Here is an 18,892-nt window from a genome sequence, read left to right as displayed (position 1 = left end):
ACCCTTGGCTGGCTCTAAGCCGGTTTCAGAGCTTGTACGAGTTGTCACTCGAGGTGCTCTTTGGATGCGTGCGTCGCCATCTTTCAGTGCGCCGTCCGATCAGCGCTTGGCGATCGGGTTTGATGACACCGATGGCTTCGGTATGAACGGGTGTACCGGTTGCCGCAGCCTTTCTGATTCGTACAAGAGTCAATTGCCACCCTAGCCAGACTCGAAGCAGCTTTCCTTGTTTTAAAGGTTGCTTTAACAGTGTTTGACATTGTCTGGGATTTGGCTGGTACTCCATTCGTAGTTATTCCACTTTGAGTACTGAATTTCTCATTATTGCTAGGGCAAGTTATTGCTACTTCGCTGTTTGTTCGTTGGAAAGCACGTCCTCTGAGCTCTCGGCATCCAGGTTCAGCGTGGTATTGATCTTTGACAGGGCGTTGGCCTCGGCTTCATTAGTCTGATGGTTTTCGGTCATGATCAGACCCTCTGCCCCATCGCCCAGGGTCATTTCGATCTGTTGCCAGTTGCCCACGGCGATCGACGTGGAATTGTTGTTGACGATGGCACCGGCATTAATGCTGCCGCTGCCGCCAGATCCTGAACCTCCACTACCGTTATTGCGACGCCGTGCCTCCTGCAGGATGAGGGAACCCTGGATGCTGGCTCGCGCGGGGAAGTCGTAGGGGTAGGGGCCGACGAGCGGATCTCGATCTCTCGCCTCAGCGGGGCCACCGGCAGATAGAAGCGCTGCGCCAAGGGCTGCGGCCATCCAGCTGGCCCATCGCCGAGAGGGAAGGGCACCAGAGTCGAGGGGGAGGCAGTCAATGTCGGAAACATGTCGGTTAACTGTGCGTGTCATGAGAGAACTCCCAGGGCATCCGTGGAGGCCACGGATGCCCGAGCCAGGGTTGAGATGAGGAATCAGAAGTTGCCATCCACCTTGACCGACAGGTTGTTGCCCACGGCGGTGGCGGTGGAGGATACGGCGGCGGTATCGCCTCCTCCCATACCGTTGATGCCGTTGAACAGCACACCGTCGGCAGTGGCAGTGCTGGTGACCAGTGCCACAGAGAGCTGTTCGTTGTTGGTGATGGCGAAGGCGTCGTTGTCAGACAGGGTGGTCAGGTCGACGGTCATGTTGTTGCCTACGGCCGTTGCGTCAACGTCTACTGTGGCGTTGAGGATGGCGAGTGCCGAGGCGGTCGCGGTGACGGCACCAGGCAGCGTGGCATCCACCAGTTCTCCGGTCAGCGGCGTGCCGACTGAGGCGTCGAGCCCCGCGTACACCTGAGAGTTGTCGGTTTGGGTCGACACATCGGACTCGATCGCGGCGTTGTTACCCACTGCGGTCGCGATGCTTTCTACCGCCGCCAGGTCTTCAAAGGCGTTTCCATCGAGCAGCGGTATGATGGTGTTGTCGACGGCGGTGACCAGGCTAGTGGCGCTGATGGTGCCCAGGGCGGTCTGGTCATTTTCGGTCATGTTCAGGCCTTCGGGGGCGACATTGACTTCAGACAGCGCCGAAGTGTCGACCGTGCTGTTGACCGTGGCATCCCACACCCAGGTCACCGAGTCGAAGGCCAAGGCCGAGGAGGCTGACATCAGACCAGTGAGGGCGATAGCAGCGGACAGTGCGGTTTTTTGCTGAGTTTTCATGACGGCGTTCCTTGTTTTTTCGGATGTTTTCAAGCCGCAGGGTAATGCCCGTCTGCCACCTGACACGCTTGGGTGTCGTTGATCGGCAGGCCGAGCCCTTCCGTCAGGATCTGGTATGCAGCCATTTCCACGACGGATCGAACACCGAGCTGGAGAGGTTCGTTCCTCACCGTCCCGGCATCGAATTCCACGAGCTGATTGTCGAAGAAGCGATAGACGCCCGCTTCCACCTGGTTGCCGACAATCTGCTTTTGCAAACTGGTGACGTAGACGGTCTGAAAGGTAGTGGCGTCCACCACTCGGAGATCCAGGCCTACGTTGATGACCGCTTCTCGGTTGCTTGCGCCTATCAGTCCTACATAAAGGCGTGCCCCCTGGGTCAGGATGTTGTAGTTGAGCTCGGTGAGTGCGCCGAGAATGACGTAGTTGACGGGCTGCACGTTGAGCGCTGCGGGCGCGCGTTGCATGGCTCCGGCATCCTTGAGCTGGCGCTCGGCTAGCGGAATGCGAATGTCGAGGCGCTCGGCCAGGCGTACCTTGCGGGTCTTGTAGAGCGCGCTGATCAGCATTTCAGACACGCCTTGGGTCAAGGTGCGGCTCTCGGTGATGGTCGAGTAGCTGACTTGGCCGGTCCGGTCGAGGATCTGTCCTACGCTGACCACTGGCAGGTTTTCACCGGGTTGTTGGCTGAGTGCGCTCAGGCAGCGGGTGTAGGGCGTGTGGTTGGTCATCACTCGCGAGCCTTCACGCGGTGCCACGGGATCGGTACCGATGGAGGCGCAGCCACCCAGGGTTGCAGTGAGTGCTAAGGCGGTGGTGAGTTTGTGGGGCAGCGAGACCTTCATCCTGGCGTCCTCCTGTGATTGACATGGCTATTGCTCAAGTCGTGCCAGAAAGACAAATTGGTCTTTTTATTCAATAGGTTGGGGTAGTGAATAGCAGCGAGGAGATGATTTGAGGTAGCCGTGTTCGGCCAACCGAAGCGTTTTGCTAGAGGGAAAGCGTGGCGAATCGCCAGACTCTGGCGTTTTGCACGACTGAATTAGGAGAAACCGTCGTACACATGCGGCGCGCGATTGACAGGAGTGCTGGGCCGAGAGCAGGACGAAAGCGTGGGTGATTGCCGCCATCGCCTGGCCGTACCGGACGATGCCAATGTCGATCACGCAGGCTGATTTCGTGTAAGTTATTGATAATTCAGTTTTTTATCGGATCTTGATGATGTTTTTTCGATCGTCCCGAGGACCAGCAGCGCAACGTGCGAAAGTTCTGTTGCCATGCTATAAAAAGGTTTGACAAGGCGCGGCGAGCCGTGAGACGATGCTTCTCGTTGGTTAGCAAGTCGTATATTTCAGTAGTGATCGAATCATTCGGTAGCCTGGCAATATCCCCCTTGTTATATCCATATTTCTGGGATGACACCCGGCAAACTGTAATGACAACGCTCTGCGTTAAGGAAATCGATCATGGCAACTGGCACAGTTAAGTGGTTCAACGACGCTAAAGGTTTCGGCTTCATTTCTCCGGCCGACGGTGGTGACGACCTGTTCGCCCACTTCTCCGAAATCAAGGCTGAAGGTTTCAAGTCCCTGCAGGACGGTCAAGAGGTTTCTTTTGACGTGACCCAGGGCAAGAAAGGCCTTCAGGCTTCTAACATCAAGGTTATCTAACTTCTAGTTAGGTTACTGAGATGAATGACAAGACCCGCTTCGGCGGGTCTTGTCGTTTTTGTGTGTGAAAAGTTTAGGTCTGGCCGTGCGTGGCCGGCGTTGATCTTCTTTTCGGTCTCCGCCTGCTCGGGTTGTCTTGCGAAGCCGCTTGGCCCGGTTATCCAGCCCCGCCATCTAGCCCCGCTACCTTCCCGCTTTTCCTGGTCGAACGCCGTGGGAGAGGAGAGGCTTTCTTCCTTACCTTGATGCCTTTCTCGGGATCTCTTTTGTCTGCTTTATCTCACTGGTATCGCACTTCAGCGCCTTGACCCGTTTCGGTTCTAGGGCTTGTCTGAAAAGTGCCTGCGCTCGGTAATACGGCGTTAAAAATCGGATCAAAATGCTCATTTACACCCCGTAAACTGCGCTTTCTCACCGATTTTTGCCTTGTCTAACCTTCGCTCGTCGACTTTTCGGACAGCGCCTAACCTCATGGCGGCTTTGTTTCGCTCCCTTGTCGCGCTACTCGGCTTGCCGGACTTACCTTTCTAGTCTTGTCGGTACATGACCGATACTGGGTTCCTTGGCGCCATTGGCAGAGCGCTGCGAGGCGCGTCCCCTGGTGGGTGAAGCCCGTGCTGCGTTCTTTCTGGCGTCCAGTCCGGGACCTCGCGCCGATACTGCGCTGTCGGCGACCATGGCGTAGACGAATGTCACTGGTGATCTATAAAAATTGATCAATTGGTCCTTCCGATCTATTTTTATAGATATTTGATGTCTGTCGGGACGGTAGGGCGAATCGATGAGTTACGGGGTAGAGCACCTGGCGGCACGACTCAAGGCCGCTCGGGAGGCCAAGGGGCTTAGCCAGCGGGAGCTGAGCAAGCTTGCAGGCGTGCCGCAGTCGCATATCTCGAAGATCGAGAACCATGGCGTTGACTTGCGTGTCTCGAGTCTTTCGTCGATCGCCCACGCTTTGGAACTGGATTTGATGCTCGTTCCTCGCAAGGCGATCCCGGCGGTTCAATCGATTGTTCGTAGCGTCGCCGACACGCCGCCCGCCAACGGAGAGACTCTGCGAGAACTCCAGCGCCTGCGCGACAAGGTCGATGTACTCGCTACCCAGATGCCCACGGGGAATTACGATGCTCTCAAGCGCCGTATGCGCGAGATCACCCAGATCCACAGTCAGCTTGACCCCGATGTAGTGCAACAGGTGCGATGCGCCGTCGAGTCGATTGAGCCTGCCGCCAGCCAGGAGGCGATCGAGGGCGCTGCAAAAGCCATCGCCACCCTGCGCACTCAGTTGGCCCGGCACGCGGCATCTCAAGCGACGTCGCGTGCGCCCAGGCCAGCCTATCACCTGGAGGAGGAGGGCGATGACTGATGTCTCTGTGCTCGATGTACTGCTTTACGGAGAGCCGGTTGGTACGCTCACCAACGTGGGTGGCGACCGGACGATCTTCGCTTTCAATGATGGCTATATCGATGACCCTGACAGGCCGACCCTGGGGCTCGCTTTCAAGGACGAGTTCGGTGGACTGCTTTCGGACTTCCGCGTTTATCAAAAGCGCCTGATGCCTTTTTTTTCCAACCTTCTGCCGGAAGGGCATTTGCGCACCTATCTTGCAGAAAAGGCTGGCGTGAACGCCGAGCGAGAATTTCATCTACTGTCGGCACTCGGCCACGACCTGCCCGGCGCGGTCACCATCAGGTTCGCCGACGACGAGGCGTGGTCGGCGTCGGGCGGTGGAGCAAATGGTGCCGCTGACGCCGGCTCAGTTCCCTCCATGGGCGCCTTGCGGTTTTCGCTCGCGGGCGTTCAGCTAAAGTTATCTGCGGCTCTCGCACCGTCTGGTGGTCTGACGATTCCCGCATCTGGTGTGGGCGGTTCCTGGATCGTGAAACTCCCGTCGCGAGAGTTCGACGCAGTGCCTGAGAACGAGTATTCGATGATGACGCTTGCGCGTCTTGTCGGGATAGATGTCCCGCTGATCGATCTTGTCGACACTGACGCTATCGACAATTTGCCTGAAGGTATCGACAGGGTCGGACAGCGTGCCTTTGTGATCGAACGCTTTGACAGGCTGTCAGATGGTAGCGCCGTTCATATCGAAGATTTCGCGCAGGTCTACGGTGTCTACGCCGAGCAAAAATACCAGAAAGCGACCATGCGCAACATCGCCCAAGTGCTGGCTGCCGAGACCTGTGAGGCGGACATCGTAGAGTTCGTGCGGCGTCTGGTGTTCTGCGCGCTGATCGGAAACGGCGATATGCATCTGAAAAACTGGTCGCTGATTTACCCCGACCGGCGTCGTGCCGCGCTCGCTCCTGCTTATGATCTGGTCTCGACGATTCCCTATATCCCGAGCGATGACCTGGGGCTCAGGGTGAGTCGGACTCGCGCGTTTTCCGAGCTGACCTTTGACGAACTGAAGCATATGGCAGCCAAGGCTGCCCTTCCCGGAAAACTGGTTCGGGATACGGCTTTGGAGACCGTCGCGCTGTTTCAGCAGCATTGGCAGGCTGAAAAGCTTGACCTTCCGATGACATCGCAAGTTCGAGAGGCGATCGAGACTCACCTCAAGACTCTTCCGATTGCGCAATAGTGCGGGCTGCCGAAGAAAGCCCCTCGTTCGAGGGGCTTTGGTCTCTCTGTGCCTGGGCCTTAGTGGGCCAGCATTTCGCCGACGATACCCTGGCCATCCAGTTCGGAGGGGTAGTAGGTCGGCCAGTTGGTGACTTCTTCAAGCAGGGCCGCACGGTCGTCACCCCAGTACAGGTGGTAGTGATCGGCCTCGGTCGGGTAGATGGCATGGTCGCTGAACTGGATGTAGTTCGGCAGGCTGTCGTCTTCACCCTGGTACTCGAAGATGTAACGAACGCCGCGGTTGCCGGCCTTGTAGGTCAGCACCTCGTAGCCGTCGGAGGCGTATTCGCCGGAGAGCACCTGACCATCTTCGTGGAAGGAGACGGTAGAGCCATCGATGACGATACGGTCGACGTCGGTCTCGTAACCGATCTCGTAGTACGCCTTGTATTCCTCGGCGCTCTTGTCATCGCTCTGCTGGGCCTTGTGGGCGAACACCTCGTCGAGGGTGCCGTCCAGCAGGTAGGGGTAGACGGACTGCCAGTCGCCTTCCCAGTCGGACAGCGGCCGGTCCTTGATCTGGTCGTCGTCGAAATAGCCGGCGTAGATGTCCTTGGCGTGATCATGCTCATGATCATGATGGTCGTGATCGTGATCGTGATCGTGATCGTGCGCTTCACTGGCCGCGGAATCGCTTTGTGCGAGGGCCAGGGGGGCGGTCGCCAGTGTCAGGGCGCTGAGTGCGGCGACGGCCATGCGGCGGGTCAGAATCGGGTCCATCGTCTTGCTCCTTGGGATGATCGGTGGGGCGTTGTGGCCTCCCCGGGGAGGCCTTGGAAAGAACAGGGCTTTCATCACTCGGCCTCGGCGGCGCAGCGGGCGACGCCGTCGGCCAGTTGGCGCAGCAATGCGGGATAGAGCTCGGTACCGAGCGGCAGGTCGACGCCCAGGGGATCGATGACCAGCGACGTCTCGACGCCGGTGCCTTGGAACACGCTGTCCACCAGCGCCGGGTTGAACTGGGGCTCTCGGAAGAGGCACTGCACGCCGAGATCGGCGACACGCTGCTGGATCTCTCGGATACGCGCAGGGCTCGGGTCAGATGCATCCCCCAGGGAGATCGCCCCGGCCGCTGGCACATCGAAGCGGCGCTCGAAGTACTGGTAGGCATCGTGGAAGACGATGAAGCGCGTACCCTGGGCCTGCTGGAGGCGGGTCTCCAGTTCATCGATCAGGTCATCGAGCTCGCCGCGGGCTTCCTTTGCGTTGTGTCGATAGATGTCGGCGTTGTCGGGATCGAGTTCGGCCAGTGAGGTTGCTATGGCATCGAGCCAGGCCTGGGCGTTGACCGGGTCCAGCCAGCCGTGGGGGTCCCAGCCTGAATGGTCGTGATGGTCGTGGCCGGCATGCTGCTCGTGCTCGTGGCCGTCATGCCCTTCGTGGTGCCCGTGGCCCTCATGCTCCTCGTGCTCATGGTGCTCATCATGATCGTGGGCCTCGAGGGTGGCGCCCTGTCGATAGGTCAGGCGCTGCGTGCCGGCGCTTTCCATCAACTCCACCTGCTGCGCATCCGGCGCCAGTGACTGGCGTGCCTTGGCAAGCCAGGGCGTCAATCCATCGCTGACCCAGAACACCACGTCGGCCTGCGCCAGGGCTTCGGCCTCGGAAGGACGCATGGCGTAGCCGTGGGGAGAGGCCCCAGGCTGGATGACCAGTTGCGGCGTCCCCAGGTCTCCCATTACGCGCTCCACCAGGCTGTGGACCGGCGGAATATCCACGGCCACCGAGGGGACCTCTGCGGCAGCCACCGCAGGAAGCAGCAGGCAAGGGAGGAGAAGGGGGCGTAGCGAGGTGTGCATCGTCATCGATCTCTTGGAGCGTTCTCGGGGCGGGTGATTGTGGCATGCTTTGTTATGATATAACATTGTTTTCGTAATCGAGAAAGGCTCTGGAGAATGTTCATGCCGCTATTGTCGATCGATGATCTGCGGGTCGTCCTGGGAGGGCAGACCATCCTCGAGGGCATAGACCTCAAGCTCGAATGCGGCGAAATCGTCACCTTGGTCGGCCCCAACGGGTCGGGCAAATCGACGCTTTTGCGTACCATCATCGGTGCGCTGACGCCCGCTGGCGGACGTTTGGTGCGAAGGCCCGGGCTTACCATCGGCTACGTACCGCAGCGGCTGGCCATCGATCCGACCCTGCCGATGACGGTCACGCGCTTTCTCAACCTGCCTCGTCGACGTTCCCGCAAAGCCGTGCAGCAGGCCCTGGCGCAGGCCGGCGTGCCTGAGCTGGGCTCGCAACAGTTGCTGTCGTTGTCAGGCGGCCAGCGACAGCGCGTTCTGCTGGCGCGAGCCCTGCTGGAGAAGCCCGACCTGTTGCTGCTCGATGAGGCAACCCAGGGCCTCGACCACCGGGGTACGGCGGATTTCTATCGCCAGATCGAGCGGGTGAGGCGCGAAACGGGCTGCGCGATCCTGATGGTCAGCCATGAGCTGCATGTGGTGATGCGCACCTCGGACCGGGTGATCTGCCTCGATCGCCACGTCTGCTGCCAGGGCACGCCCGAGCGAGTGCTGGCGTCCCCGGCCTATCAGGCGCTGTTTGGCCCCGACACCGCTGACGCGCTCGCCTTCTACCGCCACGAACATCTGCGCGAAAAAGACGCCGCAGGCCCGGCCTTGGCGCAGGTCGGCGCTGCCCACTCGTTGGGGATCTCGGCCTGATGCTCGATGACTTCATGCTGCGTGCGGCGCTCGCCGGTATCGGTGTGGCATTGGCCGCCGCCCCCCTGGGCTGTTTTGTGGTGTGGCGCCGCATGGCCTACTTTGGCGATGCCACCGCGCATGCCGCCATCCTTGGTGTGGCACTGTCGCTGTTGCTGTCGACCTCGATCTTCGCCGGAGTGCTGGTGGTGTCGCTGCTGATGGCGATCCTGGTTTCGTTACTCAGCGGTCGTGGCTATGCCATGGACACCTTGCTCGGGGTCATGGCTCACTCGGCGCTGGCCTTCGGGCTGGTGGCGGTGTCCTTCGTGTCCGGGGTGCGTATCGACCTGATGGCATATCTGTTCGGTGACATTCTGGCGGTCGGCAAGGGGGATCTGGTGTTGATCGCTGCCGGCGCCTTGCTGGTCATGGCGCTGGTGGGGTGGCGCTGGTCGTCACTGTTGACGGCGACCCTGGATGCGGATCTGGCACGGGCCAATGGCATCCATCCCGGGCGCGAGCAGCTGGTGCTGACACTGTCCCTGGCGGTGGTCGTGGCGGTGGCGCTCAAGGTGGTGGGGGTACTGTTGATCGCCGCACTGCTGATCATTCCCGCCGCCGCCGCCAGACCCTTCTGCCGCACTCCGGAAGCCATGGTGCTGGTAGCGGCAGTGATCGGAGCCGCGTCGACCACCGGCGGTCTTCAGGCGGCCTACTGGCTCGACACGCCTACCGGTCCGACCATCGTCAGCCTCGCCGCTGTGGTGTTTGTCCTGTGTAGCCTGGTGGATCTCGGCAGGCGCCGGTTCGTCAGAATGTCTTCCAGCAATATCTCGTCCTGAACGGGTAACCCGTGAGTTGCTGCTTTGGGCGCAGGCCGCCACTGCAGGATCAGCCTTGCCTTACTGGCCCTTGCGCAGTCTAGCAGCATCATGAGTCATCGGCTGGTCTGGTGGCGATCTCCGCACGAGGAGGTTCAAAGTCGATATCGATGTCGCCATCGTCAGGCATCGCCAGCGTATCGGCGATGTTGCGACGTTGTCCGGCAAGCCGTTGGCACTATCGCTCGCACTGGAGCCATCGCTCGTCTGCCTGTACGCAAGCGCTACGGGCGACGAGCGTGGTCGGCCCCCTGTGTGGCCGACCACGCCGGCGCTCGGCCCGGGTCGGCGCAGTGTGCATGGGGCTCGGCGTCGGGACGAGCCTACGGCTGCCGGGCCCCTCAGGACGTACAGATCCACAGTATCCGCGCCGGCTCGTCACCGACCGATATCACCGCGTGGCCCATCTGGCTGTCGAAGGACATGCTGTCGGCGACCTTGAGCCGGGTCGGCTCGTAGTGCTCCGTCCATACCTCCACTTCACCCTGCTGCACCACGATCTGCTCATGTCCGGTGTGGCGCTGCAACTCGCCGAACTCCTCGATACTGGTGTTGAGCACCGTCGTGGAAAACACCAGAAAGTCCTTGGCCACCATGTCGTTGCACAGAAGCTCGAAGCGATAGTTGGGCGTCTCGACCACCGGCCCCTGGCCCGCCCGGGTCAGGGTGCGCCAGCCGCTCAGGGCGCTGCGTTCGTTGTGATAGAAGAGTTCGCTGACATCGACCTCCAGGGCGGCGGCCAGCTTGACGATCACGTCGTAGGTCGGGGATAGCCGGCCGTTCTCGATACGCGAGATGCTGGCGGCGGAACTGCCCGAGGCCTCGGCCATCTGGGCGATGGTCAGGCCCCTATCGCTTCTGAGTGCCTTCAGGTTGGTGCCGATGGAACCTGCCTTGCGCGGACGCTCCCTGACGCGTGGGGGCGGGGTGACGGTGTCGCTCATGCTGGCCTCCGACGCCTTCGTCTCGAATTTTTCAAGAAAAAGCGTTGATTGTTGGTCTTTTTTTATAGTTTTGACTGAATATTGCGTATATGCAATCCTCATTCACGAACGCGACAATAGCAAGGTGTGTGCGTGTGAGCGGGCGCTCCGGCGTGATCCCGGGGTTGCCAAAGCGCTTGCCAGCACGGTCATTGCGCTCCTAGGGCTTGTCTGAAAAGTGCCTGCGCTCGGTAATACGGCGTTAAAAATCGGCTGGTGCGCCAGCCCGGTCAAAATGCTCATTTACACCCCGTAAACTGCGCTTTCTCACCGATTTTTGCCTTGTCTAACCTTCGCTCGTCGACTTTTCGGACAGCGCCTAATTTCCACAAGAAAATCCAATGGGGATAATAATGTACAAACTGAATCGACTGGCGGGCGGTGTCGCCCTGGCGGCCGCGCTGGCGGGTGCCTCGCTGAGTGCAAACGCAGAGGAAATGAACTGGAAGATGGCGACTCCCTGGGGCGGCGGTCCCTGGCTTGAGCGCGATGCCCAGACCTTCGCCGACTACGTCGACCAGCTGACGGCCGGAGACATCGCCATCAAGGTGTTCCCCGGTGGCACCCTGGGGGGCGCGCTGCGGGTCACCAATACGGTCAAGGCCGGGGTGGCCGAGGTCAGCCACAACTACGTCAACTACGACTACGGCACCGATCCCACCGCGGCGCTGCTGGCCGGGCATTCCAGCGGCCTGACGCCGGAAGAGTTCATGATGTGGATGTACGAGGGCGGCGGCGTGGAGCTGTATGAAGAGTTCCGCCGTGACGTCTTCGATGTGGTGGCCTTCCCCTGTTCGATTCTGGGCACCGAGATCTTCCTGCACTCCAACAAGAAGGTCGAGACGCTGGAGGACTTCCAGGGTCTGCGCCTGCGCACGTCCGGCGCCTGGGCCGAGATCGCCTCCCAGCTGGGTGCGTCCACCGTGGTCATGGCGGGCAGCGAGATCTACAACGCCCTGGACCGTGGCGTGATCGACGCCGCCGAGTGGGGTAGCCCCGAGATGAACAAGCCCACCGGCTTCCAGGATGTGGCGCAGTACGTGATCCTGCCTGGCGTGCACCAGTCGGGTGGCTTCCTCGAGTGCCAGGTCAACCAGGACGCCTGGGATGCGCTGAGCGCCGAACAGCAGGAGCTACTGCGTCTGGCCGGCAAGCTCAGCGTGTTCGACTCCTGGCTCGCGAGCTCCTACGCCGACCTCGAGGCCTATCAGGAGCTGGTCGACGGCCCCAACGAGATCGTCCAGCTGGATCAGTCGTTCATCGACGCCATCTATGAAGAAACGCGCAAGTGGGAAGACGAGAACGCCGAGAGCAACGAGTGGTTTGCCCGGGTGCTCGAGTCCCAGCGTGAGTTCAAGGCCAGCATGACCAACTGGCAGCAGTATCGTCTGCCGATCGGTGCCATGGGTCGCGACTGACCACACGCCTTGCGGCCCGGCCAGACAGCAGGAGCTAACCCCCTTGCTGCCTGGTCGGGCCGCTGTCTTTACCACCACCTGTGGGCAAACGAGATGAAGCTTATTCACGCTATCGAGCGGCTGACCCGCCTGGCGGGAGGGCTGGGCGCCATGCTGACCTTTCCGCTGATCGCGGCCCTGGTCTATGAGGTGTTCAGCCGTTACGTGCTGGGCCGCCCGACCCTGTGGGCCTTCGAGGTCAGCTACATGGTCATGGGTGCCATCTTCATGCTGGGCATGGCCAACGCCCTGCGCCTGGGCCAGCACGTCAGCGTCGATCTGTTGACGTTGCGCTGGTCGGATCGCACCAACGCAGCGGTGCGCCTGGTCGGCTACCTGCTGTTTCTGCCGGTGCTGGGCTGGCTGGTGTGGGAGCTGGGGCAGTATGCGCTGGAGGCCTTCGCCTCGAATGAACGCTCCGGCCGCTCGGCCTGGAACCCGGTGATTTGGCCCGTATTTCTGACCTGGTGGGCCGGCTTCGTGCTGCTGGCGCTGCAGGTCGTGGCCGAGATCCTCAAGGCGGTTCATATCATGCAAGGGCGCACGCCCGAACAAGGGGGCGCGGCATGAGCGACTATCTTGCGCTGGTGATGTTCCCGGCTTTGATCGGTTTCATCATCGCCGGCTTTCCGATCGCGTTTTCGATGATTCTGGTGGCGACGCTGTTCGGCATCATGCAGTTCGGCGACGCTGCCGCCTATCAGCTGCTGACCAAGATCGAGGACACCGCCTCCAATTCGATTTTGGCGGCGGTGCCACTGTTCATCTTCATGGGCGCCATGCTCGAGCGCTCCGGTATCGCCGAGCGGCTGTTCACGGCGATCCACTTCTGGACCCGTCGGCTGCCGGGGGGACTGGGCGTCGGCGCGGTGGTCATGGGGACCTTGTTCGCCGCAGCCAGTGGCGTGGTCGGTGCCACCGAGGCGGTGATCGGGCTCTTGGCCATCCCGGTCATGCTCAAGCATCAGTACAGCAAGTCGCTGATGTCCGGCACCATCTGTGCCAGCGGCTCGCTGGGGACGGCGATCCCGCCGTCTATCACGGTGGTGGTGCTGGGCCCGGTGGCCAGCGTCTCGGTGGGGTCGCTGTTCAGCGGCCTGATGTTCCCGGGCTTCCTGATGGCGCTGTTCTTCTTGCTCTACATCGTGCTGATCGCCTACTTGAAGCCGGAGATGGCACCGCGCATGGCGCAGGATGACGCCGAGCGGGCGACCCTCGGCGAGAAGCTCAAGATGACCTTCGGTGCGCTGCTGCCGACCATGGCGCTGATCATGACGGTGCTCGGGACGATCTTGCTCGGCATCGCCACGCCGACCGAGGCGGCCGCCTGCGGTGCCCTGGGATCGGTGGTGCTGGCGCTGGCCTATCGCAACCTGACGCTGGACGTGCTGTGGAACTCGGCCAAGCGGACCTTGAATATCTCGGCGATGATTCTGCTGATCGTGCTGGGGGGCAACATGTTCGCCGGGGTGTTCTTCGCCGCCGGTGGCATGGCCACGGTGCAGTCGCTGTTGATGGACACCGGCATGAGCCCCTGGATGATCCTCGGCATGATCCTGCTGATCGCCTTCCTGGCCGGCTTCGTGCTCGACATGATCTCGGTGGTGCTGATCGTCATCCCGGTGGCCATGCCCATCGTGCGTGCACTCGGCTTCGACGAGATCTGGTTCTGCGTGGCCTTCCTGGTGGTGATGCAGACTAGCTATCTGACGCCGCCGCTGGCACCGTCGATCTTCTACCTCAGGGCGATCACACCGCCGGAGGTGACGCTCAAGCACATGTACATCGGGGTGGTGCCCTTTATCGTGGTACAGCTGGTGGTGCTGGCGCTGGTACTGAGTTTCCCGTCGCTGGCGCTGTGGCTACCCGAGCAGTTGAGCGGCCCCTCGTGGAAATGACCCCGGACACTGACAAAGGAGACGCCCCCATGAAGGACACCGACACCACCGCCGACAACGGGGCCTACCTGACCCGCGAGGCGCTGATGTCGCTCAGTCGCCGCGTGCTGGAGCACCAGGGCTTCAGTGCCGAGCAGGCCAGGGCCCTCGGCGAGACCCTGGTGGCGGCGCAGATGGACGCTAGCCACTCCCACGGGCTCTACCGTCTGCTGGGGATCGTCCAGACGCTGCGCCAGGGCGCGGCGGTCGCCGACGCCGTCCCGGAGGTCGAAGACGTGGCCGCGGGGGTGGTGCGGGTCGATGCCGGCGGTGGTTTTTCACCGCTGGCCTTCGAGCTGGGGCTGCCGCTGCTGGTGGACAAGGCCCGCGACGCCGGGGTCGCGCTGATGGCGATCAATCACTGCGTGCATTCCACCGCCTTGTGGGTCGAACTCGAGCGGCTGACGGAACAGGGCCTGGTGGCGATCGCCTGTAACCCCACCCAGGCCTACATGGCGCCCCACGGCGGCAGTCGTCCGCTGTTGGGCACCAACCCGCTGGCCTTTGGCTGGCCCAGGCCCGGGCGCGAGCCACTGGTGTTTGATTTTGCCACCAGCGCCATCGCCCGGGGCGATATCGAGCTGCATCGCCGCGAGGGCAAGCCGATCCCCGAGGGTTGGGGGGTCGATCGCGACGGGGCGCCCTGCACCGACCCCGAAGAAGTGCTGGATCATGGCGCCATGCTGCCGTTTGGTCAGCACAAGGGTTCGGCGCTGGCGTTGATGGTCGAGCTGATCGCCGGCCCGATGATCGGTGACCTGCTGAGCGTCGAGTCAAGCGAGCACGACGCCGGTCGCGCAGGACTTCCGTACCACGGCGAACTGATCATCGCCATCGACCCGGCGCGCACCGCAGGCGCCAGCAGCGAGGCGCACATGGACAGGGCCGAGCGGTTGTTCGACGAGCTGCTGGGCCAGGGCGCACGCTTGCCGGCCCAGCGTCGTTACCGTGAGCGGGCGCTGAGTGAATCCCGTGGCGCCTGGGTGCCCCAGGCGCTGCTCGATGATATCGAGGCGCTGCTGGCGTGAGGTGACGCGGGGCGCCTTAGCCGAAGGTGTCGTCACCCGACCGAAGGTACATGAGGCTTACACGAAGTCATTGCTGCGCCTCTAGGACGCGCCGTGATCATTTCCTACGCTGGGGTACGGTTGGGCAGCGACGCCCGACCGAGAGCTCATTTGTTCGAAGCGAGGGCATGTCATGGCAATGACAGGGACGTTATTGGTGATGCTGGCATCGCTGCAGTGGGGGCTCGCCGGCGGTTTCGGCAGCCTGCTGTTGCAGCGCGACTGGACGCCTGAGGCGGTGTCCTTCTGGCGGGCGCTGGTGGGGGTGGGTGTGATGCTCGTGTGGCTGGCGCTGTCCTGGTGGCGGCGCGGGCGACCGACGGTCACCCGCCGGATGGTGATGTGGGCGATGCTCGCCGGGTGCGGTATCGCCGCCAACTTCACTTTTTATTTCATCAGCATCAGCGAGAGCAGCGTGGCGGTGGCGGCGACCCTGATGTACAGCGCGCCGATCTTCGTGTTCGTGGTGTCCTTCCTCACCGGGGCCGAGCGTCCGTCACTGGTGCAGTGGCTGGCCATGGCGGTGGTGATGGGCGGTATCGTGCTGTTGACCGGCATCTATCGCGCCGACGCCGGGGTGGTGACGCCGTTCGGCATCGCCGCCGGTTTGCTGGCAGGCGTCGGTTACGCCTTCTTCATCTTCGGCTTTCGCTTTGCGGCATTGCATGGCTCGGCCACGGCGGCGCTGCCGATGGCGCTGGCCACGGCCGCCCTGTTGATCCTGCCGCTGGCGGATTTGTCGACGCTGGCCTCGGTGCCGGCGTCCGCTGACGTTTCGTTGTTTCTGCTGGTCGGTGTGCTGGGCGGCGCGCTGTCGTTCTTCTGCTACGTTGTCGGCGTGCGCTATACGCTGCCGACCATGGCCTCCATCGTCGCCATGGTCGAACCGGTCACCGCGACCTTGTTCGGGCTGTTCGTGCTGGACGAGAGCCTGACCCTGCCTCAGGTCGGGGGCATGCTGCTGATTCTCGGTGCGGTGACCGGCATCAGCCTGCTCAAGCACCGTGCGGCGACAGCCTCAGAGTAGGCAAGTCGCCTCGATAGCACAGACGTCGTCGGCGCCACGGTCGTCACCGTCTGCCGACCTGGCAGAGACGAGTCCTGCGAGGGGCGCTGCGGGCCTTGAGCCCGGCGCCCGGGCTACTCCAGTCCGATGTTCTTGGCCGGGAATTTCTCGAAGGTGGCGCGATGGGCGCCGGCTTCGGCCACCATGGACGCTTGCCAGGCGTTGCGTCGGTGGCCGACGGTCATCTGTTCCTTGGGGTCGATGTAGAGATTGAACAGCCAAGGGGCCAGGGCGGTCCTTTCCACCGTCGCCATGTCGATCCAGCGCAGGCCATCGTCGGCGCGCACCACGGCGGTATGCATCTTGTACTCACGCATGCGCAGGGCGGTGAACTGGTTGCCCAGCCACATGTAGACCTGCTCGCGGTGGGACTGACCGTTCTCGGTAAGCAGGAAGGACGTCTGGTCGATGCCGTCGATGTAGCGGTCCTGAGGGATGCCGTCTTCGGCGCCGCCCAGGGTGGCGAAGGTATTGAACAGGTCCATCAGATCGAACAGGCCGTCGGAGCGCTGGCCGGGCGGGATCATGCCCTTCCAGTAGGCGATGCCCGGGACCCGCACGCCGCCTTCCCAGGTGGTGCCCTTGGCGCCACGGAAGGGGGTGTAGCCGCTGTCCGGCCAGCTATCCATCTGGGGCCCATTGTCCGAGGTGACGAAGATGAAGGTGTTCTCCAGCTCGCCGCTGTCATCCAGCGCCTGAACGATGTCACCGATATAGCTGTCGACCTCGACGACGGCGTCCTTGTAGGGATACTTCGATGGACTGGCGCCGAGAAACGCCTCCGATGGCCAGTTGTCGGCGTGCACCTTCATGAAGGCGTGGGTGATGAAAAAGGGCGCGTCCTGCTGCGACAGCCGCTGGATGCTGTCGACGGTGTAGTCCCTGAGTCGGGCGTCACCCTCGGCCATGTCCTCGATGGAGCTGACCTGGCTGACCACCTCGGTGGTGCCGTCGGCGAGGCCGTGGATCAGGTTGTCATCGGCCTTGATCCGGTCGTAGCGCTCAAGCTTGTCGTCATCCAGTACCAGGTCGGGATAGCGACGCTCATCGAAGCGCTGGGTGTATTCCTTCTGCGCCCGGTAGTAGCCGTAGAACTCGTCGAAGCCCACATCGTGGGGGCGCATGCCTTCTTCTTCCCCGATATGCCACTTGCCCACCAGCAGACTGTAGTAGCCCTGGTTCGACAGCAGCCTTGCAATGGACGTCTCGCCTTCCCATGGATTCACGCTGACGCTGTCGCCGGCAAGGATCGGGCGGATCAGGCCGGTGCGCACCGGCAGACGGCCGGTAAAGATGGCCGCACGTGTGGGCGTGCAGGTGTACTGCGAATAGGTCGACGTCAGCATCAGGCCTTCATCGGCCAGCCGGTCCATATGCGGGGTGGGGGCGCCGATGGCCTCACCGCCACCGAAGGCGCCGGGGTCACCGTAGCCCAGGTCATCGACGATAAACAGCAGGATATTAGGCTTCTGGCCCGCGCGGGCCTCGAAGTCCGCCAGTGCCTGGGCGGCCGCGGCCTGCTGCTGGGGGTGGGGAATGGCCGGTTGGCGATGGTCGTTTTCCGCCACCGCCCGGGACAGCGTGCTGGCCATGGCGATGGGGGCCTTGGCCGCCAACAGGCCTGCCGACAGGGCCACGGTCAGCATTGTCGCAGCGATGGAAGTCCTCATTTTCCACTCCATGTGTCGGGCCCAGGGAAAGAAGAGAGCCGCGGTGCCAGGGGAGACATGTGATCACTGAAGCAGGACGCTGTCTGGCGCCTGATGTCTTCCCGGTATCCGTCGGGTGGTGCCAGGATGTGCAGCATTGGCGTGTTGCTCGGGCGTGGTCGCAGTGTGGCGAGTGAGGTGGGAGGGCGCCATCCCCCGAAAGGCATAACGGCCTGGGCTCCCATGCCAGGCGGGTGCTTCCTGATCTTGCCCAACAAAAGTGGACACCGGTCTATGCGATCATTCGAGCTTCGAAGGCTGCTGGGCTGATCATCCCAATGGCGCTGTGGCGGCAGTGACAGCGGCGCAGACAGCGAACAAGCGCTGGCCCTGAGCGTCGCCGGTGCCGGCGACACCACCCTGGAGCGCATCGGCCAGGAGGCCGCGCTGCTGGTGGAGTAGGCAGTGGAGTAGAGAGTGGAGCAAGCGGTCGAATAGGCCGTGGAGCAAGCGGTCGAATAGGCCGTGGAGCAAGTGGTGGATCACTCCAGCGAAAGTCCCCTTCGATCACCCGGCCCTTGGCCGGGTGATGTTTTTTGCATAGCGACGAGCCTCCCTCGAGTACGAGACGCCTCGGCTATCTCGCATCGCTACGAGCGCTCCCAGCCCTCTCTCCCAGCCCTCTCTCCCGGCCCCCTCTCCCAGCCCCCTCCCAGCGACAGGGCCGTGCACTGCATCCTGCAAGCGCAGCAACTATCGGCTGTTCTTCGGGGGTGATCTCGACCCACAACATCAGCACGTGAATCCAGCCAATCGGGGTTTAAAACAAAAGGTAATAATTCTTTGGTATGGCGTTATAACGGCGTGCGTAAAGGCCGGTGTGTACTCACTGATGGAAAGATGGAAGCGTGGTTTTTGTTTTTTCAGTTGTCGAACTGACAAGGGAAGAAAATCGTGACGTAAAATCTAGAGTGTTTTGTGTGATTGTTCGCAGTCATCGTTGCCCGAGGCGTGGAATAAGCATGCAAAATTGTGCTTAATCGATTGTGTAGTCGCTTGATGGCAGCGACCTTGGTATTTGTTTATAAAGTAAAGTGTTTAATTATCAATCATTTAAAAATTTGTGAGTTTTTTATCACAAAGTGTGAATTGGTGGCTGAGGCGTTTTCTGACGCGCAATTATCTGTTTTATAAAAAAGAAATTTTTGATGTCGGAAAACAAGGAGGCTTCGAGTGATAATGATGTTCGTCAGTC

17 protein-coding genes are annotated in these 18,892 nt (G+C 61.6%); 10 read left to right on the top strand and 7 right to left on the bottom strand.

All coding sequences use genetic code 11. The features are described from left to right. Positions 1-343: 343 nt before the first annotated feature. The 3 genes from EBB56_RS04595 to EBB56_RS04585 form a co-directional block, all read right to left on the bottom strand. The gene (locus tag EBB56_RS04595; RefSeq protein ID WP_045993823.1) at positions 344-760 is read right to left on the bottom strand and encodes a hypothetical protein; all 417 of its coding nucleotides are present in this window, start codon (positions 758-760) and stop codon (positions 344-346) included. 152 nt (positions 761-912) lie between these two features. Beyond that, positions 913-1,647, bottom strand: a complete 735-nt coding sequence (locus tag EBB56_RS04590; RefSeq protein WP_045993824.1) for a hypothetical protein — start codon at positions 1,645-1,647, stop codon at positions 913-915. Between the two features lie 29 nt (positions 1,648-1,676). Further along, the gene (locus tag EBB56_RS04585; protein ID WP_045993825.1) at positions 1,677-2,492 is read right to left on the bottom strand and encodes a CsgG/HfaB family protein; all 816 of its coding nucleotides are present in this window, start codon (positions 2,490-2,492) and stop codon (positions 1,677-1,679) included. Between the two features lie 621 nt (positions 2,493-3,113). Between EBB56_RS04585 and EBB56_RS04580 the strand changes: the two genes are divergently transcribed. From EBB56_RS04580 to EBB56_RS04570, 3 genes are all read left to right on the top strand, one after another. Next, positions 3,114-3,317, top strand: a complete 204-nt coding sequence (locus EBB56_RS04580; RefSeq protein ID WP_045993826.1) for a cold-shock protein — start codon at positions 3,114-3,116, stop codon at positions 3,315-3,317. Between the two features lie 781 nt (positions 3,318-4,098). Next, positions 4,099-4,683, top strand: coding sequence for a helix-turn-helix domain-containing protein (locus EBB56_RS04575; RefSeq protein WP_124803112.1), 585 nt, complete (start codon positions 4,099-4,101; stop codon positions 4,681-4,683). Beyond that, entirely contained in the window at positions 4,676-5,905 is a 1,230-nt protein-coding gene (locus EBB56_RS04570; RefSeq protein ID WP_124803110.1) for a type II toxin-antitoxin system HipA family toxin, read from the top strand. Before EBB56_RS04575 ends, EBB56_RS04570 begins: the two co-directional genes overlap by 8 nt. 59 nt (positions 5,906-5,964) lie before the next feature. Here the strand turns inward: EBB56_RS04570 and EBB56_RS04565 are convergent, their stop codons facing one another. Together EBB56_RS04565 and EBB56_RS04560 are read right to left on the bottom strand one after the other, a co-directional pair. Further along, positions 5,965-6,666, bottom strand: a complete 702-nt coding sequence (locus EBB56_RS04565) for a metal-binding protein ZinT (protein ID WP_124803108.1) — start codon at positions 6,664-6,666, stop codon at positions 5,965-5,967. Between the two features lie 74 nt (positions 6,667-6,740). Next, positions 6,741-7,751, bottom strand: coding sequence for a metal ABC transporter solute-binding protein, Zn/Mn family (locus tag EBB56_RS04560; RefSeq protein WP_311767527.1), 1,011 nt, complete (start codon positions 7,749-7,751; stop codon positions 6,741-6,743). A gap of 90 nt (positions 7,752-7,841) precedes the next feature. Here EBB56_RS04560 and EBB56_RS04555 point away from each other — a divergent pair, with 90 nt between their 5' ends. Together EBB56_RS04555 and EBB56_RS04550 are read left to right on the top strand one after the other, a co-directional pair. Continuing rightward, positions 7,842-8,615: a metal ABC transporter ATP-binding protein gene (locus EBB56_RS04555; protein ID WP_311767526.1), complete on the top strand. Its 774-nt coding sequence runs from the start codon at positions 7,842-7,844 to the stop codon at positions 8,613-8,615. Continuing rightward, complete coding sequence (locus EBB56_RS04550) at positions 8,615-9,439, top strand: metal ABC transporter permease (RefSeq protein WP_124803106.1); 825 nt, start codon at positions 8,615-8,617, stop codon at positions 9,437-9,439. The genes EBB56_RS04555 and EBB56_RS04550 overlap by 1 nt, the downstream gene beginning before the upstream one ends. Before the next feature lie 380 nt (positions 9,440-9,819). Here the strand turns inward: EBB56_RS04550 and EBB56_RS04545 are convergent, their stop codons facing one another. Then, positions 9,820-10,422, bottom strand: coding sequence for a helix-turn-helix domain-containing protein (locus EBB56_RS04545; protein WP_185696385.1), 603 nt, complete (start codon positions 10,420-10,422; stop codon positions 9,820-9,822). A 392-nt stretch (positions 10,423-10,814) separates the two neighbouring features. Between EBB56_RS04545 and EBB56_RS04540 the strand changes: the two genes are divergently transcribed. The 5 genes from EBB56_RS04540 to EBB56_RS04520 all read left to right on the top strand — a co-directional run bounded on the left by EBB56_RS04540 (position 10,815) and on the right by EBB56_RS04520 (position 15,949). Beyond that, positions 10,815-11,879, top strand: coding sequence for a C4-dicarboxylate ABC transporter substrate-binding protein (locus EBB56_RS04540; protein WP_124803102.1), 1,065 nt, complete (start codon positions 10,815-10,817; stop codon positions 11,877-11,879). Between the two features lie 93 nt (positions 11,880-11,972). Beyond that, a complete protein-coding gene (locus EBB56_RS04535) occupies positions 11,973-12,488 on the top strand; it encodes a TRAP transporter small permease subunit (protein ID WP_108133679.1) in 516 nt (171 codons plus the stop codon). Further along, entirely contained in the window at positions 12,485-13,816 is a 1,332-nt protein-coding gene (locus EBB56_RS04530; protein ID WP_045992516.1) for a TRAP transporter large permease subunit, read from the top strand. Before EBB56_RS04535 ends, EBB56_RS04530 begins: the two co-directional genes overlap by 4 nt. Before the next feature lie 29 nt (positions 13,817-13,845). Next, on the top strand, positions 13,846-14,883 hold the full coding sequence (locus EBB56_RS04525; RefSeq protein WP_124803100.1) for an Ldh family oxidoreductase: 1,038 nt from the start codon (positions 13,846-13,848) through the stop codon (positions 14,881-14,883). A gap of 172 nt (positions 14,884-15,055) precedes the next feature. After that, on the top strand, positions 15,056-15,949 hold the full coding sequence (locus EBB56_RS04520) for a DMT family transporter (RefSeq protein WP_124803098.1): 894 nt from the start codon (positions 15,056-15,058) through the stop codon (positions 15,947-15,949). A gap of 113 nt (positions 15,950-16,062) precedes the next feature. Here EBB56_RS04520 and EBB56_RS04515 read toward each other — a convergent pair whose 3' ends face one another. Beyond that, positions 16,063-17,658 carry an arylsulfatase gene (locus tag EBB56_RS04515; RefSeq protein ID WP_124803096.1) on the bottom strand — a complete coding sequence of 532 codons (1,596 nt, stop codon included), beginning with the start codon at positions 17,656-17,658 and terminating at the stop codon, positions 16,063-16,065. Between the last annotated feature and the right edge of the window lie 1,234 nt (positions 17,659-18,892).

Origin of the sequence: Halomonas sp. YLB-10 (genome assembly GCF_003856855.1) — a bacterium.
Taxonomy (GTDB): Bacteria; Pseudomonadota; Gammaproteobacteria; order Pseudomonadales; family Halomonadaceae; genus Halomonas; species Halomonas litopenaei.
Note: the sequence above shows the minus strand (reverse complement) of the source record. Positions and strands in the feature narration are given on the sequence as shown.

What these genes read in the sequence shown, in the direction of transcription:
- EBB56_RS04595 (WP_045993823.1), bottom strand. Translation starts at nt 760, where the DNA reads ATGGCCGCAGCCCTTGGCGCAGCGCTTCTATCTGCCGGTGGCCCCGCT.
- EBB56_RS04590 (WP_045993824.1), bottom strand. Translation starts at nt 1,647, where the DNA reads ATGAAAACTCAGCAAAAAACCGCACTGTCCGCTGCTATCGCCCTCACT.
- EBB56_RS04585 (WP_045993825.1), bottom strand. Translation starts at nt 2,492, where the DNA reads ATGAAGGTCTCGCTGCCCCACAAACTCACCACCGCCTTAGCACTCACT.
- EBB56_RS04580 (WP_045993826.1), top strand. Translation starts at nt 3,114, where the DNA reads ATGGCAACTGGCACAGTTAAGTGGTTCAACGACGCTAAAGGTTTCGGC.
- EBB56_RS04575 (WP_124803112.1), top strand. Translation starts at nt 4,099, where the DNA reads ATGAGTTACGGGGTAGAGCACCTGGCGGCACGACTCAAGGCCGCTCGG.
- EBB56_RS04570 (WP_124803110.1), top strand. Translation starts at nt 4,676, where the DNA reads ATGACTGATGTCTCTGTGCTCGATGTACTGCTTTACGGAGAGCCGGTT.
- EBB56_RS04565 (WP_124803108.1), bottom strand. Translation starts at nt 6,666, where the DNA reads ATGGACCCGATTCTGACCCGCCGCATGGCCGTCGCCGCACTCAGCGCC.
- EBB56_RS04560 (WP_311767527.1), bottom strand. Translation starts at nt 7,751, where the DNA reads ATGACGATGCACACCTCGCTACGCCCCCTTCTCCTCCCTTGCCTGCTG.
- EBB56_RS04555 (WP_311767526.1), top strand. Translation starts at nt 7,842, where the DNA reads ATGTTCATGCCGCTATTGTCGATCGATGATCTGCGGGTCGTCCTGGGA.
- EBB56_RS04550 (WP_124803106.1), top strand. Translation starts at nt 8,615, where the DNA reads ATGCTCGATGACTTCATGCTGCGTGCGGCGCTCGCCGGTATCGGTGTG.
- EBB56_RS04545 (WP_185696385.1), bottom strand. Translation starts at nt 10,422, where the DNA reads ATGAGCGACACCGTCACCCCGCCCCCACGCGTCAGGGAGCGTCCGCGC.
- EBB56_RS04540 (WP_124803102.1), top strand. Translation starts at nt 10,815, where the DNA reads ATGTACAAACTGAATCGACTGGCGGGCGGTGTCGCCCTGGCGGCCGCG.
- EBB56_RS04535 (WP_108133679.1), top strand. Translation starts at nt 11,973, where the DNA reads ATGAAGCTTATTCACGCTATCGAGCGGCTGACCCGCCTGGCGGGAGGG.
- EBB56_RS04530 (WP_045992516.1), top strand. Translation starts at nt 12,485, where the DNA reads ATGAGCGACTATCTTGCGCTGGTGATGTTCCCGGCTTTGATCGGTTTC.
- EBB56_RS04525 (WP_124803100.1), top strand. Translation starts at nt 13,846, where the DNA reads ATGAAGGACACCGACACCACCGCCGACAACGGGGCCTACCTGACCCGC.
- EBB56_RS04520 (WP_124803098.1), top strand. Translation starts at nt 15,056, where the DNA reads ATGGCAATGACAGGGACGTTATTGGTGATGCTGGCATCGCTGCAGTGG.
- EBB56_RS04515 (WP_124803096.1), bottom strand. Translation starts at nt 17,658, where the DNA reads ATGAGGACTTCCATCGCTGCGACAATGCTGACCGTGGCCCTGTCGGCA.